The sequence below is a fragment of the Microbacterium sp. 3J1 genome (genome assembly GCF_001049495.1).
Classification (GTDB): domain Bacteria; phylum Actinomycetota; class Actinomycetes; order Actinomycetales; family Microbacteriaceae; genus Microbacterium.
On sequence record NZ_CDWI01000011.1, the window covers coordinates 333,953 to 348,986 of the forward strand.

The following is a 15,034-nucleotide window of genomic DNA, read 5'->3' on the forward strand; positions in this document are numbered from 1 at the left end:
CGTTCGAGAGTATCCCGCGCGAGGGGGTGGCTCTGAACGCATGACGGACTGCGACGATGAAACGTCGCGCGACCTACCATGGGGGTGATGCGCATCTCGACGAACCCCCTTCGCGGCCAGCAGTTCCCGGCTGTTCTGCTGCTCCTCGCAGCGGGACTCGGCCTCCTCCTGGCGAATCTGCCGACCCATGACGCGCTCGCCGCGGTGCTGGACTTCCACATCGCGGTGCCGGGCACCGGCCTCGACCTCTCGGTGGCGCACTGGGTCTCGGACGGGCTGCTCGCCGTCTTCTTCCTCGTCGTCGCCATCGAGCTGCGGCACGAGCTGACCCACGGCGAGCTCGACTCGCCGCGCAAGGCCGTGCAGCCGGCGATCGCGGCAACGGGCGGAGTCCTCGTGCCGATCGCGGTCTATCTCCTGATCGCCGGCGGCGAGGCGACGGCGACCGGCTGGCCGATCCCCACCGCGACGGACATCGCCTTCGCCCTCGGAGTCCTGGCCATGTTCGGGCGAGGGCTCCCGTCGACGGTGCGCGTGTTCCTTCTCGCACTCGCGATCCTCGACGACATCATCGGCATCATCTTCATCGCGGTCCTGTTCGCGCACGACGTGCAGTGGCTGCTTCTCGGACTGGGGGTCGTCGCGGTCGTCGCGTTCTGGCTCCTCAGTCGGGCGCTGCACGCGACGGGGCACACGGCGATCGCCGCCGCGATGGTGGTCGTCGGCGTCGTCGCCTGGGGGCTCGTCGCGGCATCCGGCATCCATGCCACGATCGCCGGAGTGATGCTGGGCCTCGTCATGTCGCCGGTTCCCGCCGCGCGCACCCGGCACCTTCTGGAACCCGCCGTGAACGGCGTGATCCTTCCCGTGTTCGCGTTCGTCGCCGCATTCGTCGTGATCCCCGCGCTCTCGCCCGGCGAGCTCTCGCCCGCTTTCTGGGGCATCGCCGTCGCCCTCCCCGTCGGCAAGATCATCGGTATCGGGGTGTTCGGCTGGCTCGCGATGCGCATCCGACCGCGCGGGTCTGCGCCGGCGCTGCCCTTCGCCGACGTGCTCGCGGCGGGTGCTCTCGGCGGAATCGGATTCACGGTGTCGCTGCTGCTCGCCAACCTCGCCTTCGAGACCCAGCCCGGCATCCGTGATCAGGCGATCCTGGGCGTCCTGGTCGGTTCGCTCATCGCGCTCGCGCTCTCCGGCGTGATCGTCTCGCTGCGCGCCCGGTGGTATCGGCGCGTGGCGCAGGCGACGTCGTGACGATCCCGGAGCAGGATGGCCCGGAGCCGGATCGCACTGACGAAGAGGGAGCGATGAGCGCCCAGTCCGACCACGGTCCGCTCCGCGAGGCGGCAGAGGTCATGCGCGTGGTGCGGGAGCGCTGCGTGTGGTCGCAGCAGATCACGCATCGCGACCTCGTGCCGTACCTGATCGAGGAGTCGCACGAGGTCATCGACGCCGTCGAGAGCGGCACCCGCGACGACCTGCGCGAGGAGCTGGGCGATCTCCTATGGCAGGTGCTGTTCCATGCGGCGATCGCCGCACAGGATCCCGACGATCCGTTCGACATCGACGACGTGGCCGCGACGCTGTCCGAGAAGATGGTCCGTCGTCACCCGCACGTGTTCGGGGACGAGGTGGCGACGACGCCGGACGAGGTGCTCGTGCACTGGAACGCCGCGAAGGCCGCCGAGAAGCGCACCCGCCGCAGTGTGCTCGACGGGATCCCCCGAGGGATGCCGGCGCTCGCCCTCTCGCAGAAGCTGGTCGGTCGTGCCGTCGGGGCGGGCGTGAGGGTGGAGGCATCCTCGGCGCCGGTGTCGGCCTCGGTATCGTCCGAGGGTGAGCTCGGCGACGCGCTGCTCGCCCTCGTGGTCACGGCCCGCCGGAACGGCTGGGACGCCGAGCGTGCGCTCCGGGAGCGGCTGCGGGTGCTCGAGGAGCAGGTCCGCGACGCGGAGGGCGACGACTGACGGCACGGCCCACGCCTCCGACCTGGAAAGATGGTGGGGTGGCTACTGTGAACCCGCCGCGCGGCATGCGCGACATCCTCCCCGCCGACAAGGCGCGGCGCGAACGTGTCCTCTCCGTCATCCGCGACCGATACCGGTCGCACGGCTTCGACGAGATCGAGACGCCGGCCCTCGAGGAGTACTCGCGGCTGCACGCGGGAATCGGCGGCGACAACGAGAAACTCGCATACAACGTGCTGCGCCGCGGCCTCGATGCCGACGCGATCCGCGAGGCGGCAGGCGACCAGGCGGCACTCGCCGACCTCGGTCTGCGCTACGACCTCACCGTGCCGCTCGCCCGGTACTACGCCAGCAATCGCGCACAGCTGCCCGGGGTGTTCCGCGCCATCCAGATCGGTCCGGTCTGGCGCGCGGAGCGCCCGCAGAAGGGTCGCTACCGCCAGTTCGTGCAGTGCGACATCGACATCATCGGCGACGACTCGTCGCGAGCCGAGGCCGAGCTCATGGTCGCGTCGCTGGACGCCGTCGATGCGCTCGGGCTCGACGGCGCGAGCATCCGCATCAACGATCGACGGGCGCTCGACTGGATGCTCGACAGCTTCGGATTCACGGCCGAGGAGCGCCCCGGCGTGCTGATCACCATCGACAAGCTCGACAAGATCGGACCCGACGGTGTCGCCGCCGAGCTGCGAGAACGTGCACTGCGACAGGCGGACGGGCTCGGCTCGACGTCGGCGGTGGACGCGTTCGAGGAGTTCCTCCGCCGTCCGCAGACCAGGGAGTACAACCCCTTCGGGGAGCGCCAGATCCGCAAGGCGCTGCCGGACGATGCGCCCGACGACATCGTGGGCCACCTCGTCGGCATCGGCGAGGCTGTGGCCGCCGGACGCGGTGCCGCCGACATCCCGCTCGTCTTCGACCCCTTCCTCGTGCGCGGCATGGGCTACTACACCGGCACGATCTTCGAGCTGGCGCATCCGTCCGTCACCTACTCGCTCGGCGGTGGCGGCCGGTACGACGGGATGATCGGCCGCTTCCTCGGGCAGCAGGTTCCGGCGGTCGGGTTCTCGCTCGGCTTCGAGCGTCTCGTCGACCTCGTGACGACGGGAGCGGATGCCGCCGAGCAGGCGGTCGTCCTCGTGCACGACGCCGATGTCCCGGTCGCAGAGCTCGTCGCGCACAAGGCCGCGCTCGTGGCGTCGGGGGCACGAGTCCGGCTCGAGCGCCGCACGAAGAATCTGAAGGCGCTGCTGGAGCGCTCGGCGGCGGACGGCTACTCGTCGTTCGCGACCGTGGCCGCCGGAACCGTGGATCTGGACCTCAAGCCGCTGTCCTGACACCCGCGTTCACTCGGCGTTCACGGCGGTCGGGTCGAATCGACGTATGAGCCGGCAGCACCTCGTCGCCTTCGCAGCGCTCGGAGCCGTCGCGGCGGCGACCGTCGTCGGCATCCGGTCCGTCCTCGCGCACCAGGCCGCCGTCGCGCGTCGTCGCATCGGCAAACCCCTCGGCGAGCAGTCGATCGACGCGGATCGGATCTGGCGCCGCTCGCTCGAGGGTGCACCGGTCGATCTGCTCATGCTCGGAGATTCGCTGGCGGCGGGGCTGGGAGCGGAGCGCCGCAAGGAGACGCTCGGCGGACGCCTGGCGAAGGGCATGGCGCGGCGGATGCACAGGCCGGTGCATCTGCGCACGGGGGCGGTCGTGGGCTCCGAGTCGCCGGATCTCGCGGTGCAGCTCGATCAGCTGCCGGAGGACTATGCGCCCCACGTCGCCGTGATCGTCGTCGGCGGCAACGACGTCACGCACCGCATCCCGATCGCGGTCTCGACGGCACACCTCCGCGAGACGATCCTGCGCCTGCGGAGCCGCGGCACGGAGGTGGTGGTGGGCACCTGTCCCGACCTCGGAGCGCTCCGCCCCGTGCCGCAGCCGTTGCGACGGCTCATCTCGAGCATGTCGCGCCGGCTGGCCGAGGCGCAGGCCGAGACCGCGCGGAGCGAGGGCGCGCGGCCCGTCGATCTCCGCCGCGCGGTCGGCCCGATGTTCTTCGACGACCCTGAGGCCATGTTCAGCCTCGATCGGTTCCATCCGAGCCCTCTCGGCTACCGGCGGACCGCCGAGGCCCTGCTGCCCCAGGCCTGTTCTGCTGCGGACGCGGCGCTCAGTGCGCGTCGTCCGAGGGTGCGGAGCTGAAGGACGCCGCCCACTCGGCGACTCGACGTGCGCTCTCCTCGTCGGAGATGTCCTCGATACGGGTCATCACCGACCAGCGCACGCCGAACGGATCGCGGATGCTGGCGAACCTGTCGCCCGAGACGAAGTCGGACGGCGCTTCGCGTACTGTCGCGCCCGCCTCGACCGCCCGCCGGACGACTTCATCGACGTTCGCGACATAGAGGCCCATCGAATAGCAGTCGTCGTCGCCCGACGGCGGTGGCACCAGGCGGTACTCGGGGCTCGGCTCGCCCAGCTGCAGCCTGCCGAGCCCGAAGTCGAGGTCGGCGTGAGCCACGGCGCCGCCGAATTCCGTCACGTCGACCACCCGGGCGCCGAAGACGTCTCGATAGAAGTCGATGGCGTCACGTGCGCCGGGGATCGCCAGGAAGGGAGTGAGGGAGGTCGCCGTGTGCGGGCGGCCGTCCGTGGTGTGCTCGCCGGTCGCGCCGGTGCTGTTCTCGTCGGTCATGCCGCCACGGTAGTTCTGCCGTGGCAGGCGCCGCTTGAAGATCCGCGACAGCCCCGCGATGTCGGCCGCCCTGTCTACGCTGGTGCTATGATCAGCCGCTCCCGAGGAGTGCTCTACCCGGCCAGGCTGCCGGACTTCCACAGGCTGCCGCCCGCGCCCGAGGCGACCGAGCTCGTGGTGTGGTTCTGGATCCCCGAGTGGCGCATCGAGCCCGGCCGCTCGTCCCGTCAGGCCGTCGTCGGCTATCCGGCCGTCAACCTCGTGGTGGAGGGAGCGACGGTCACGCTCTCCGGGCCGACGACGACGGCGTCGCATCGAGACCTGGTCGGAGAGGGCTGGGCCGTCGGCGCGATGCTGCGGCCCGCCGCCGTCGCCGTGCTCTCGTCCGCCCCCTCGGCGCTGGTCGACGGAGAGGAGCAGATCGACGCGCCGGAGCTGGCGACCGCGGTGGGAGACGCGATGTCCGGGCGCGGCGCCTACCGCGAACAGGCGGTGGCGGTGTTCTCCGAGTGGCTCGCGCTCCGCGTCGGAGCGATCGGCGACGCGGCGAGGCAGGCGAACACGCTCGTCGACGTGCTGATGGGCGACGACGCCGCCGACACTGTGGAGGAGGCTGCGCGGCGCCTGGCCGTCTCGACGCGGACGCTGCAGCGCCTGGCGCACCGCCACGTCGGGGTGCCGCCGGCCGCCATGATCCGGCGACGCCGGCTGCAGGAGGCGGCGGAGCGGCTGCGGAGCGATCCGACGATCGACCTCGCGCAGCTCGCAGCCGAATCGGGATACGCCGATCACGCGCACCTGACCCGCGACTTCCGAAGCATCCTCGGCCTGACCCCGCGCGCGTATCGCCTGGACGCCGCGGAGTGACGATCAGGCGGTGCGGTCAGCGCGCCGCGAGGCGCAGCCGGAGCATCCGATAGCCGACGCCCAGGAGCACCACGAGAGTCCCGATCAGTGACGCCAGCACGGGCAGGGTGTTCACCAGCACGAGACAGCCGAGGGCGCCGACCACCTGGAGGGCCCGCGGGTAGCGCCGCGATGGTCCCTCCTGACGGAAGGCCGCCGCATTCGCGATGAGGTAGTACAGCAGAACGCCGAAGGAGGAGAAGCCGATGGCGTCGCGCAGATCGGCGAACAGGACGATGGCGATCACGACGAGGGCGATGGCGATCTCCGCCCGCCGTGGCACCTGCCAGCGTTCGTCGACCGCTGCGAGGAACGGGGGGAGGTCCTGTTCGCGCGACATCGCGAGGGTCGTGCGGCCGATGCCCGTGAGGAGCGCCAGCAGCGCGCCGAGCGACGCGGCAGCGGCGGCGATCCGCACGATCGGCGTGAGCACAGGCCATCCCGACGCCGAGAGCACGTCGGCGAGCGGAGCGCCGCTCTCCACGGCATCGGCCCCGAGGGTCGTCATGACGGTGATCGCGACGCAGGCGTAGACCACGACGGCTCCGCCGAGCGCGAGGACGATCGCCCGTGGGATGGTCTTCGCGGGGTCCACGACCTCCTCGCCCATGGTCGCTATGCGGGCGTAGCCGGCGAAGGCGAAGAACAGCAGGCCGGCACCCTGCAGCACCCCGTAGGCGTTCGCGACCGGCAGGGGAGGGGGAGAGAGGGCGGATGCCGAGCCGAGGCCGATCGCCACGACGGTCGCGAGACCGAGGAGCGAGCAGACGACGAGGATGCGCGTCACCAGTGCCGTGCGGGTGACCCCGAAGCAGTTCACGACGGCGAGCGCGCTCACCGCGAGTGCGGCGACCGGTGCCTGCCAGCCCTCCGGGGCGGCGTAGGCCGCGAAGGTCATCGCCATCGCGGCGCAGCTGGCGATCTTGCCGATCACGAAGCTCCATCCGGCGACGAACCCCCACCAGGGGCCGATCTCGGCGCGGGCGTACGCGTACGTGCCGCCGGCGACCGGATGCGCTGCCGCGAGCTGCGCCGACGCGGTCGCATTGCAGTAGGCGACGACGGCGGCGATCGCCAGGGCGATGAGGATGCCGCTGCCCGCGACGCCGATCGCCGGACCCCACACCGCGAAGACCCCGGCGCCGATCATGGAGCCGAGCCCGATCGTGACGGCATCGACGAGTCTCAGGCGTCGGGCGAGGGGCATCCCGTCATCGTGTCATGGGATCGTGAACGTCGGGTGTCGCATCCTTCAGCCGCGCGACGAGGTGACGCGCTTCTTCTCGCGGATGTACACCTCGCGCCGGACCCGCGCGACGACATCGCCCGCGCGGTCGGTGATCTCGGTCTCGAACCACTCGAGCACCTTCGCGCCGCCGTGCGCGCGCTCCCGGATCTCCGCGGCCCTCTCGCGGCTCACCTCGAACTCCGCCGTGAGCACTCCCCGCCCGGGCTTCAGGAACTCGATCTCCCCGCGGGTGTCCCATACGACGTAGTCGCGGCCGAGCTGATGCATCACCAGCATGAAGAAGTACGGGTCCGTCATCGCGGACATCGAGCCGCCGAACGCGGTCTTCACGTAGTTGCGGGTGATCGCATTGACGTGCAGCTCGACCGTGGCGTGTGTCCAGTCGTCGCTGAAACGTCGGATGCGGATGCCGCTGAAGAGGTTGGGGAACCACAGGCTCATGCCGATGGCGAGCCGGCGAGGGGTGATGCGCATGCGGACAGTGTGGATCACCGCAGAGCTGCTCTGCGAAACGTCTGGAGGTTGTCACAGTTGTTATAGTTCAGCTAGAATTACTAGCGAACCGAGAAGGAGGCGTACGGATGCTGATCCGAGTGGATCCCGAGAGCTCTCGACCGTTGTACGACCAGGTCGCAGCGTCCGTCCGGGCAGACCTGCTCACCGGCGCGCTGTCTCCCGGCGACCGGCTGCCGGCCGCACGCGACGTCGCCGCCGCGCTGCAGATCAACCAGCACACGGTTCTGCACGCCTATCAGCGCCTGCGCGACGAGGGGCTGATCGAGCTGCGTCGCGGACGAGGGGCCGTGATCTCCGCCGCGGCCGCTCCGCTCGTCGATCTCGCGCACGAGATCGACCGTCTCGTGCACCGCGCCGCGACGCTCGGTGTGTCGGCGGAGACGCTCGCCGGAATCATCGGCTCTCACATCCGCGAATCTTCCCCCCACAGCCCGCAGGATCCCGAGGAGGCACAGCCATGAACACGCTCCGCACCGACACCGCCCCGCCGCCGGAGGTGCGGCGTGCCCGACTGCTGTTCCTGCTGGTCGCGGTGCTGGTCCCCGTGATGGTGACGACGATCGGCATCATCGTGCTCATCGGCTGGCTCCCGTCCTTCACCGACCCCGTCGCGACGCACTGGGGCATCGGGGGAGCCGACGGCTTCGGCCCTGCGTCCACGTATCTCTGGCTGCTCGTCGCCGTGGGGCTCGGTATCCCACTGCTCTTGGCGATCACCACTCTCGTGTCGGTCGGTGCGCAGTGGGGAGGTGCCGCGCGTCTGCTCGGCGCTCTCGCCGCCGGCATGTCGGCGTTCGCACTCGCCCTGAGCCTCGGTTCCCTGCTCATCCAGCGCGATGCGGACCCGGGCTCCGGCATCCCGGGCATCGGCGGGGTGATGGGGCTCTCCTTTGCGGCGCTTCTCGGCGTGGGCGTTCTCGCCTGGGCAGTGCAGCCCCGCGTGCGCACGGCACCGGGACGGTCGCTCCCGCCGCGGCACGCGGTCCGGGTCGCCGCGGGCGAGCGCGTGGTCTGGCTCGCGACGGCCACCATGCCGCGAGGAGCGCTCATCCTTCTCGCGATCGTCCTCGCCGGGCTGATCGCGCTCGCCGCCCTCATGCTGAGCACCGGGATCGCCGGCGGCTGGGTGGTCGTCGTCGTGACCGTCGTCGTCGCGGTCGCACTCGCCGCCACGGCGTCGTACCGCATCGGCGTGACGCCCGAGGGCTTCACCGCCCGCGCGCTCATCGGACGACCGCGCATGGTCATCCCGCTCGACGAGATCGAGCACGCCCGCGCGGTCGACGTGTCTCCGTTCGGGGAGTTCGGCGGCTGGGGGTGGCGGGTCTCCGTCGACGGGCGATCCGGGATCGTGACGCGCCGCGGCCCGGCGATCGAGATCGCGCGGCGCGGTCGCGGCGCGTTCATCGTCACCGTCGACGGAGCGGAAGAGGCGGCCGCTCTCCTGCAGGCGTATGTGGACCGACGACGGCACGCCTCTTGACGCTCGCGACCCGCTCCGGGTTGGCTGACGTCATGGAACCCACTCCCGCCGCCTGGGCCGACGCAGACACCTACCTCGCCGACCTCCTCGTCGGCCACGATCCGGATCTCGAGAAGGTGCTGGAGGCTCAGCGTGCGGCCGACATGCCCGAGATCGAGGTGGCGCCCCTCGCGGGCAAGCTCCTCGGACTCGTCGCGCGCATCAGCGGTGCGCGCCGCGTGCTCGAGATCGGCACGCTCGGCGGGTACTCGACGATCTGGCTGGCGCGAGCGGTGGGCCCGGAGGGGCGCGTGGTCACGATCGAGGCCGAGGCGGACAACGCGGCCGTCGCCCGAACGAGCATCGACGCCGCCGGTGTGGGCGATCGCGTCGACATCCGCGTCGGGAGGGGCGCCGACGTGCTCCCCACGCTCGTGGGCGGATTCGACCTCGTCTTCATCGACGCCGACAAGGAGTCCAACACGATCTACCTCGACTGGGCGGCGAAGCTCGGGCATCCGGGCACCGTCGTCGTGCTCGACAACATCGGACGCGACGGGGAGATCGTCCGCGACGACTCGACGGACCCGAAGGTGATCGGCACGCAGGAGGGGCTCCGGATGCTCGCGGAGGATCCCCGCTTCGACGCCACGGCGCTGCAGACCGTCGGCATCAAGGGCTGGGACGGGATCGCGCTCGCCCTCGTCGTGTGACGAGGCCGCGGCGGCCCCGGCGCAGCGTCGGCAGCGGGCTAGACTGGGCGCGGATCGACGACGCTCCACACACCTTTCCCCTGAACAAGGAGCACATCAGTGGCACTGATCGAGGCTGTAGGCGCACGCGAGATTCTGGACTCGCGCGGGAACCCGACCGTCGAGGTGGAGGTGCTCCTCGACGACGGCGTCGTCCAGCGGGCCGCCGTCCCCTCCGGCGCGTCCACCGGCGCGTTCGAGGCGTATGAACTGCGCGACGGCGACAAGAGCCGCTACGGCGGGAAGGGCGTGCTGAAGGCCGTCGATGCCATCATCGACGAGCTCGGCCCGGCGCTCGAGGGCGTCGAGGCGAGCGAGCAGCGCATCGTCGACGAGATCCTCATCGACACCGACGGCACCGAGAACAAGAAGCGCACGGGCGCGAACGCCATCCTCGGCGTGAGCCTCGCGGTCGCGAAGGCCGCCGCGGACTCTGCCGACCTTCCCCTGTTCCGCTACCTGGGCGGTCCCAACGCGCACGTGCTGCCCGTCCCGCTCTTCAACGTCATCAACGGCGGCGAGCACGCCGACAACGGCATCGACATGCAGGAGTTCTTCCTCGCGCCGATCGGCGCCGAGACCTACTCCGAGGCACTCCGCTGGGGCGTCGAGACCTACCACGTGCTGCGCAGCGAGCTGAAGGCGGCCGGCTACGCGACGGGTCTCGGCGACGAGGGCGGATTCGCCCCCGACCTGCCCAGCAACCGCGAGGGCCTCGACTTCCTCGTGAAGGCGATCGAGAAGGCCGGCTTCACGCCCGGCACCGACATCGCGCTCGGCCTCGACGTCGCAGCCACCGAGTTCTTCACGGACGGCGTGTACCGCCTCGACAACAAGGACTGGAGCGGCCCGGAGCTGATCGAGTACTACCAGGGTCTGGTCGCCGACTTCCCGATCGTGACGATCGAGGATGCGCTGGCCGAGGACGACTGGGACAACTGGAAGCTCCTCACGGATGCTCTCGGCTCGAAGGTCCAGCTCGTCGGCGACGACCTGTTCGTCACCAACCCCAGCCGTCTGGCCGACGGCATCAAGCGCGGCGTCGCGAACTCGCTGCTCGTGAAGGTGAACCAGATCGGAACGCTCACCGAGACGTTCGACGCGGTCAGCCTCGCGCAGCGCTCCGGCTACACCGCCATGCTGTCGCACCGCTCGGGTGAGACCGAGGACACCACGATCGCCGACCTCGTCGTCGCCACGAACGCGGGTCAGATCAAGGCGGGTGCGCCTGCTCGCAGCGAGCGCGTCGCGAAGTACAATCAGCTTCTGCGCATCGAAGAGGAGCTGGGCGACGCGGCGGAATTCGCCGGGCGTTCGGCCTTCCCCCGTTACCAGGGCTGAGTGCAGCTGAGACAGACACACGCCGTTCGCTGAACGGCACGAAGGAGGAGCCGTGGCACGACGACCGGCTCCTCCTTCGGCGTCTGCGGGCAGCTCGAGCACCGCGCCCACGGCACCCGGCACGCGACGCCCGGCGGGTTCCCGCCGCAGCACGGCTCAGGCGACAGGCGACCGCCGCGTGGACGTGCGGGAATGGGCCTCGGGGATCCGCCTGTCCGCGTTCTCCGTGATCATGCTCTCGCTCGTCGTGCTCGGCGCCTGGGTGCTGGTGCCCACGCTCGGGACCTTCATCGACCAGCGGCAGAAGATCGCCGCGCTGGAGCAGTCGATCCAGGTGTCGGAGGACGAGATCACCGCCCTCGAGAAGGAGCGCGAGCGCTGGGACGACCCGGCGTACATCACGACGCAGGCGCGAGAGCGCCTCTACTACGTCAAGCCGGGCGAGGTGGTCTACCTCATCGACAACGACCTCGATCCGGCGGCGCTTCCGCAGCAGCAGGGCCCGGTGAGCGACACTCTCGAGGAGACGCCGTCGGACTGGATGCCGCAGCTGCTGCGCACGCTCACGTCCGCAGGCCTCAGCGACACGGCCGCGGTCGCACCGTGACCCTCCGCCGAGGCGCCCCTCGAAGCATCCTCTCGGCATGCTCCCCTACGCTGGGGGAGTGACCACGCCGCCTTTCCCCGCCCCCACGACCGCCGAGCTCGCCGTGGTGTCGGCACAGTTGGGCAGGCCGGCCCGCGGGGTCGTCGGCATCGCCGCCCGGTGCGTGTGCGGCAATCCGACCGTCGTCGCGACATCGCCGAGGCTGGCCGACGGCACGCCGTTCCCCACCTTCTACTACTTGACGCATCCGGCTGCGACCGCGGCCATGTCGACCCTCGAGGCCACCCAGGTCATGCCGGAGCTCGCGGCGCGACTGGCCGATGACCCGGATGTCGCCGCGGCCTACCTCGCCGCGCACGAGGCGTATCTGGCCGACCGCGCGCAGTTCGGAGATGTTCCCGAGATCGACGGCATCTCCGCCGGCGGCATGCCGACTCGCGTCAAGTGCCTGCACGCGCTCGCGGGCCACGCTCTGGCCGCAGGCGCGGGAGTGAACCCCATCGGCGACGAGGCCCTCGCACGGTCGTCATGGTCACCGGAGGTCTGCCGGTGCGAGGCCCCTGGCGCGGCGCTGCGCGACGGTGAGGCAACGACGACATGACGCCGCGCCGGAGGCTGCGCAGCGCCGTCGCGATGGCGGCGGTCGCGGCATCCGTCCTGCTCCTGGGAGCCGCCGCCACCCCGCCTCCCGTGCCGGATGATCCGGCAGACCCGATGCGCGCGCTCGAGTACTGGCTCGATGGCGCCCGCATCCGCGACGCCTGGCAGACGACCCGTGGCGACGGAGTCACGATCGCGGTGATCGACACCGGCATCGCCAAGGTGCCCGGCGTGTTCGACGGGGCGGTCACCGGCGGCACCGACGTGTCGGGTACCGGGTCCGCCGACGGACGCACCCCGCTCGGGGCCATCGACGGCGACCACGGATCGTGGGTCGCGTCGCTCGCGGCCGGTCGAGGTGCCCCCGACGGCACGGGCATGATCGGGGTCGCCCCCGAGGCGGATCTGCTGTCGATCTCGGTCGGCTTCGGCGCCGCCGCCGCCGTGCCGTTCACGGAGCAGGTGGCGAAGGGCATGCGCTGGGCCGTCGACAACGGCGCCGACATCATCAACCTCTCGTTCACGACGAACACCCTGGACTGGGACAAGAGCTGGGACGACGCGTTCCTGTACGCGTTCGAGCACGACGTCGTCGTCGTGGTCGCCGCGGGGAACAGGGGAAGCGGCACGAACATCATCGGGGCGCCGGCGACGATCCCCGGTGTGCTCACGGTCGGGGGAGTGGACCAGACGGGAACGGCCAGCATCGAGGCCTCGACGCAGGGCATCACGATCGGCATCGCCGCCCCCAGTGAAGGACTCCTGGGCGTGTCCGCCGACGGCAAGGTCGCGCAGTGGCGCGGCACGAGCGGCGCGGCGCCCATCGTCGCCGGGATCGCAGCCCTGGTCCGCTCGGCGCACCCGGACATGGACGCCGCGAACGTGATCAACCGCATCATCAAGACCGCCATCCCCGTCGACGGGATGACCCGGACACCCGATCCGCTCTACGGATTCGGTCTCGTGGACGCGGCGGCCGCCGTCACCGCGGATGTGCCGACGGTGGACGCGAATCCCATGGGGGACCTCGCCGAGTGGGTGCGGATCTACCGCAGGGCCGAGACCGAGCCGCAGCCCGCGCCGACCGCGGCGCCGGTCGAGGTGCCGCCGCTTCCGGCCGCCGACGCGCCGACCGAACCCGGTTCCCCGCTCCTTCCCAGCGCCGAAACGGTGCGCTACGGTACCCTGCCGCTCATCGCCCTCACAGTCCCTGGTATCCTGGTAGCGCTTGGCGTCACCGCTGCTGCCCGGCGCATCCGATCGGCGCGCGCTCGCACGCCACATTCCTGACTCCGAGGAGTTGTCCTTCTGTGCCTCAGAACAGCACTGTGCCCAAGATTCTGATCGTCGGTGGAGGCTACGCAGGCTTCTACACGGCGTGGAAGCTGGAGAAGCACCTTCGCAAGGGTGAAGCCGACGTGACCATGGTCGACCCGCTGCCGTACATGACGTACCAGCCGTTCCTCCCCGAGGTCGCCGCCGGTTCCATCGAGGCGCGTCACTCCGTCGTCGCCCACCGTCGTCACCTCAAGCGCACGAATGTGCTCGCGGCGAAGGTCACCAACATCAACCACGCCGAGAAGGTCGCCACGATCACTCCTCCGCTGGGTGAGCCGTACGAGTTCGCGTACGACCAGATCGTCGTGACGGCCGGAGCGGTGTCGCGCACGTTCCCGATCCCGGGTATCGCAGACAACGCGATCGGCCTGAAGACGATCGAGGAGGCCGTCGCGATCCGTGACCGCCTCATGTCGAACTTCGACAGGGCGTCGTCGGTCCCGGCAGGTCCCGAGCGTGACCGCCTGCTGACGGTCGTCGTCGTCGGCGGCGGGTTCGCGGGCATCGAGGTCTTCGCGGAGCTCCGCTCCCTCGCCTCCTCACTGGTCGCGAAGTACCCGCAGATCAGCTTCGAGGACACGCACTTCCACCTCATCGAGGCGATGGGGCGCATCATGCCCGAGGTCTCGCTGCCGACGAGCGAGTGGGTCCTGAAGGACCTTGCGAAGCGCGGCGCGAACGTGCACCTCGACACGCAGCTCACCAGTGCCGTCGACGGCAACGTCGAGCTGTCGACCGGCGAGGTCATCCCGACCGACCTCATCGTCTGGACGGCCGGTGTCATGGCGAACCCGACCGTCGTCCGCGGCGGAGACCTGCCCGTCGAGGAGCGAGGCCGCATCCAGACCCGCGCCGACCTCCGCGTCGGCACCCCCGAGGCGTTCGTCGAGGGCGCCTGGGCCGCCGGTGACGTCTCGGCCGTTCCCGACCTCTCGGGCGGCGGCGTCGGCGGCTTCTGCGTCCCGAACGCCCAGCACGCCGTGCGTCAGGCGAAGCTCCTCGCGAAGAACCTCGTGGCGGTGCTCCGCGGCGAGGACCCGAAGGAGTACTTCCACAAGAACCTCGGTGCCGTCGCGGGCCTCGGTCTGTACAACGGCGTCTTCCAGTCCGGCAAGATCGCCCTCAAGGGCTTCGTCGCCTGGATCGCGCACCGCGGTTACCACGGTCTCGCGATGCCGACGTGGGAGCGCAAGTTCCGCGTGCTGTGGGGCTGGTGGAACAACCTGTGGCTCGGCCGCGACCTGGTGAACCTCGAGACCGTGCAGAACCCGCGGTACGTGTTCGAGGAGTTCGCCGCACGGCCGCGTCCGGCTGCCAGTGCTCCGGCACCCGCGGCCGAGGCTCCGGCCCCCGCGACCACGGCTCCTGCCGAGCAGGCCACGGCCTCCGACGAGGATGCCGATCTGGAGCACGCCGGCGCGAAGACGTCCGCGACGAAGCCGGCTGCCGAGAAGCCCGCAGCGAAGACTCCCGCAGAGGCCGCGTCGACCAAGTGACTCTGCCTGTCGAACGCCCCGATTCCGCTCAGGAGTCGGGGCGTTCGTCGTGTGTGTCGGTGTGTCTCGCACCCCGTTCACAGCTCGCCTCGCTACGGTCGAGAGCGCAAG

At 70.6% G+C, this 15,034-nt stretch carries 16 protein-coding genes; 13 read left to right on the forward strand and 3 right to left on the reverse strand.

The features are described from left to right. The first annotated feature begins 87 nt into the window (after window positions 1–87). The 4 genes from BN2660_RS10565 (at window position 88) to BN2660_RS10580 (ending at window position 4,163) form a co-directional block, all read left to right on the forward strand. Window positions 88–1,254 (forward strand): Na+/H+ antiporter NhaA, encoded by a 1,167-nt coding sequence (locus BN2660_RS10565; RefSeq protein WP_091231398.1) that lies wholly within the window; start codon window positions 88–90, stop codon window positions 1,252–1,254. A 53-nt stretch (window positions 1,255–1,307) separates the two neighbouring features. Further along, on the forward strand, window positions 1,308–1,967 hold the full coding sequence (locus BN2660_RS10570; RefSeq protein WP_091233542.1) for a nucleoside triphosphate pyrophosphohydrolase: 660 nt from the start codon (window positions 1,308–1,310) through the stop codon (window positions 1,965–1,967). Between the two features lie 65 nt (window positions 1,968–2,032). Next, complete coding sequence (locus tag BN2660_RS10575; RefSeq protein WP_218054121.1) at window positions 2,033–3,304, forward strand: histidine--tRNA ligase; 1,272 nt, start codon at window positions 2,033–2,035, stop codon at window positions 3,302–3,304. A gap of 46 nt (window positions 3,305–3,350) precedes the next feature. After that, on the forward strand, window positions 3,351–4,163 hold the full coding sequence (locus tag BN2660_RS10580; protein ID WP_091231405.1) for an SGNH/GDSL hydrolase family protein: 813 nt from the start codon (window positions 3,351–3,353) through the stop codon (window positions 4,161–4,163). Here BN2660_RS10580 and BN2660_RS10585 read toward each other — a convergent pair. Then, the gene (locus BN2660_RS10585) at window positions 4,132–4,656 is read right to left on the reverse strand and encodes a VOC family protein (RefSeq protein WP_091231408.1); all 525 of its coding nucleotides are present in this window, start codon (window positions 4,654–4,656) and stop codon (window positions 4,132–4,134) included. The two genes, BN2660_RS10580 and BN2660_RS10585, sit on opposite strands and share 32 nt — an antisense overlap. Window positions 4,657–4,743: 87 nt before the next feature. On the opposite strand from BN2660_RS10585, the gene BN2660_RS10590 reads away from it, so the two are divergent. Then, window positions 4,744–5,523 (forward strand): helix-turn-helix domain-containing protein, encoded by a 780-nt coding sequence (locus BN2660_RS10590; RefSeq protein ID WP_091231411.1) that lies wholly within the window; start codon window positions 4,744–4,746, stop codon window positions 5,521–5,523. A gap of 16 nt (window positions 5,524–5,539) precedes the next feature. Here BN2660_RS10590 and BN2660_RS10595 read toward each other — a convergent pair whose 3' ends face one another. Both BN2660_RS10595 and BN2660_RS10600 read right to left on the reverse strand, forming a co-directional pair. Continuing rightward, window positions 5,540–6,769: an APC family permease gene (locus BN2660_RS10595; RefSeq protein WP_091231414.1), complete on the reverse strand. Its 1,230-nt coding sequence runs from the start codon at window positions 6,767–6,769 to the stop codon at window positions 5,540–5,542. A gap of 45 nt (window positions 6,770–6,814) precedes the next feature. Beyond that, complete coding sequence (locus BN2660_RS10600) at window positions 6,815–7,285, reverse strand: PaaI family thioesterase (RefSeq protein ID WP_091231417.1); 471 nt, start codon at window positions 7,283–7,285, stop codon at window positions 6,815–6,817. A gap of 107 nt (window positions 7,286–7,392) precedes the next feature. Between BN2660_RS10600 and BN2660_RS10605 the strand changes: the two genes are divergently transcribed. The 8 genes from BN2660_RS10605 (at window position 7,393) to BN2660_RS10640 (ending at window position 14,923) form a co-directional block, all read left to right on the forward strand. Continuing rightward, complete coding sequence (locus BN2660_RS10605) at window positions 7,393–7,788, forward strand: GntR family transcriptional regulator (RefSeq protein WP_091231420.1); 396 nt, start codon at window positions 7,393–7,395, stop codon at window positions 7,786–7,788. Then, a complete protein-coding gene (locus BN2660_RS10610) occupies window positions 7,785–8,810 on the forward strand; it encodes an SdpI family protein (protein WP_091231423.1) in 1,026 nt (341 codons plus the stop codon). The genes BN2660_RS10605 and BN2660_RS10610 overlap by 4 nt, the downstream gene beginning before the upstream one ends. 32 nt (window positions 8,811–8,842) lie before the next feature. After that, the gene (locus BN2660_RS10615) at window positions 8,843–9,502 is read left to right on the forward strand and encodes an O-methyltransferase (RefSeq protein WP_091231425.1); all 660 of its coding nucleotides are present in this window, start codon (window positions 8,843–8,845) and stop codon (window positions 9,500–9,502) included. 99 nt (window positions 9,503–9,601) lie between these two features. Further along, a complete protein-coding gene (eno, locus tag BN2660_RS10620) occupies window positions 9,602–10,882 on the forward strand; it encodes a phosphopyruvate hydratase (protein WP_091231427.1) in 1,281 nt (426 codons plus the stop codon). A gap of 52 nt (window positions 10,883–10,934) precedes the next feature. After that, on the forward strand, window positions 10,935–11,489 hold the full coding sequence (locus BN2660_RS10625) for an FtsB family cell division protein (protein ID WP_255305116.1): 555 nt from the start codon (window positions 10,935–10,937) through the stop codon (window positions 11,487–11,489). Between the two features lie 58 nt (window positions 11,490–11,547). Further along, entirely contained in the window at window positions 11,548–12,090 is a 543-nt protein-coding gene (locus tag BN2660_RS10630) for a DUF501 domain-containing protein (RefSeq protein WP_091231429.1), read from the forward strand. After that, window positions 12,087–13,379, forward strand: coding sequence for a S8 family peptidase (locus BN2660_RS10635; protein WP_091231431.1), 1,293 nt, complete (start codon window positions 12,087–12,089; stop codon window positions 13,377–13,379). Before BN2660_RS10630 ends, BN2660_RS10635 begins: the two co-directional genes overlap by 4 nt. 38 nt (window positions 13,380–13,417) lie before the next feature. Continuing rightward, window positions 13,418–14,923, forward strand: coding sequence for an NAD(P)/FAD-dependent oxidoreductase (locus tag BN2660_RS10640; RefSeq protein WP_091231435.1), 1,506 nt, complete (start codon window positions 13,418–13,420; stop codon window positions 14,921–14,923). Window positions 14,924–15,034 lie beyond the last annotated feature (111 nt).

Coding starts and splice junctions, on each gene's coding strand:
- BN2660_RS10565 (WP_091231398.1), top strand. CDS start 88: ATGCGCATCTCGACGAACCCCCTTCGCGGCCAGCAGTTCCCGGCTGTT.
- BN2660_RS10570 (WP_091233542.1), top strand. CDS start 1,308: ATGAGCGCCCAGTCCGACCACGGTCCGCTCCGCGAGGCGGCAGAGGTC.
- BN2660_RS10575 (WP_218054121.1), top strand. CDS start 2,033: ATGCGCGACATCCTCCCCGCCGACAAGGCGCGGCGCGAACGTGTCCTC.
- BN2660_RS10580 (WP_091231405.1), top strand. CDS start 3,351: ATGAGCCGGCAGCACCTCGTCGCCTTCGCAGCGCTCGGAGCCGTCGCG.
- BN2660_RS10585 (WP_091231408.1), bottom strand. CDS start 4,656: ATGACCGACGAGAACAGCACCGGCGCGACCGGCGAGCACACCACGGAC.
- BN2660_RS10590 (WP_091231411.1), top strand. CDS start 4,744: ATGATCAGCCGCTCCCGAGGAGTGCTCTACCCGGCCAGGCTGCCGGAC.
- BN2660_RS10595 (WP_091231414.1), bottom strand. CDS start 6,769: ATGCCCCTCGCCCGACGCCTGAGACTCGTCGATGCCGTCACGATCGGG.
- BN2660_RS10600 (WP_091231417.1), bottom strand. CDS start 7,285: ATGCGCATCACCCCTCGCCGGCTCGCCATCGGCATGAGCCTGTGGTTC.
- BN2660_RS10605 (WP_091231420.1), top strand. CDS start 7,393: ATGCTGATCCGAGTGGATCCCGAGAGCTCTCGACCGTTGTACGACCAG.
- BN2660_RS10610 (WP_091231423.1), top strand. CDS start 7,785: ATGAACACGCTCCGCACCGACACCGCCCCGCCGCCGGAGGTGCGGCGT.
- BN2660_RS10615 (WP_091231425.1), top strand. CDS start 8,843: ATGGAACCCACTCCCGCCGCCTGGGCCGACGCAGACACCTACCTCGCC.
- BN2660_RS10635 (WP_091231431.1), top strand. CDS start 12,087: ATGACGCCGCGCCGGAGGCTGCGCAGCGCCGTCGCGATGGCGGCGGTC.